Below are 762 nucleotides of genomic sequence, written 5' to 3' on the forward strand. Positions count from 1 at the left end.
CATTGGCTACCGTGTCGAGCCACTCGCGCAACTGGCGATTCATGTCACCAAGGTTCTGGAACCGGCGTGCGAGGAAGAAGTCCTGCCGGATATAGCGGTACGGTCGCTCGATCTTACCCTTGGTCTTGGCGCGATATGCCTTGCAGGCACGCGGTGCAAAACCGTAATGCTGTGCAAACGCGACCAGCTTCGCGTTATAGACGATGTGCTTCTCGGCCTCACCGAGCACAGCGGTCTTCATCCGGTCGTAAAGAATCTCTCGCGGCACACCGCCCAGGTGCCCGAACGCTTCCATATGACAGCGCAGCACCGTCTGCAGGTCCTGATGCTCGACGAAGCGGCCCCACAGGTAACGGCTGTGCCCCAGCACGATCGAGAACAGCCAGATCGAGCGGCGCTGGCCCGGGACGTCATCGAATTCAACATTGAAGTGCGCGAAGTCCACCTGGGCCTGGTGACCGGCAGGCGTTTCGAAGCGGACCTCGAAGCCGCGTTGGCGTGGCGGCCGGACCTCGCGAACCAGGTCACCCAGCGCCGTGCGACCGCCCACGTAACCCATCGCCCGAACCTCCCTTAGCAGACGCTCAACGCTCAGATCGGGAAACTCACGCACGCGTTCGGTCACGTAACTGGCGAAATGGTCCACTACACACGGCCGCGGCGCACGCGGACCGTAACGCGGCGCCTGTACGCCGTTCCTGATGTATTTGCGAACCGTCTTGCGATCCATACCGAGTCGAGCGGCGATGGCCGAGATACTCA

1 protein-coding gene is annotated in these 762 nt (G+C 61.9%); it reads right to left on the bottom strand.

The features are described 5' to 3' along the window. A partial coding sequence (gene istA, locus QYH69_RS35920) for an IS21 family transposase (RefSeq protein WP_308836346.1) occupies window positions 1–762 on the bottom strand: 762 nt, incomplete at both ends.

This window comes from Paraburkholderia sp. SARCC-3016, assembly GCF_031119615.1.
In the GTDB taxonomy this organism is placed as follows: domain Bacteria; phylum Pseudomonadota; class Gammaproteobacteria; order Burkholderiales; family Burkholderiaceae; genus Paraburkholderia.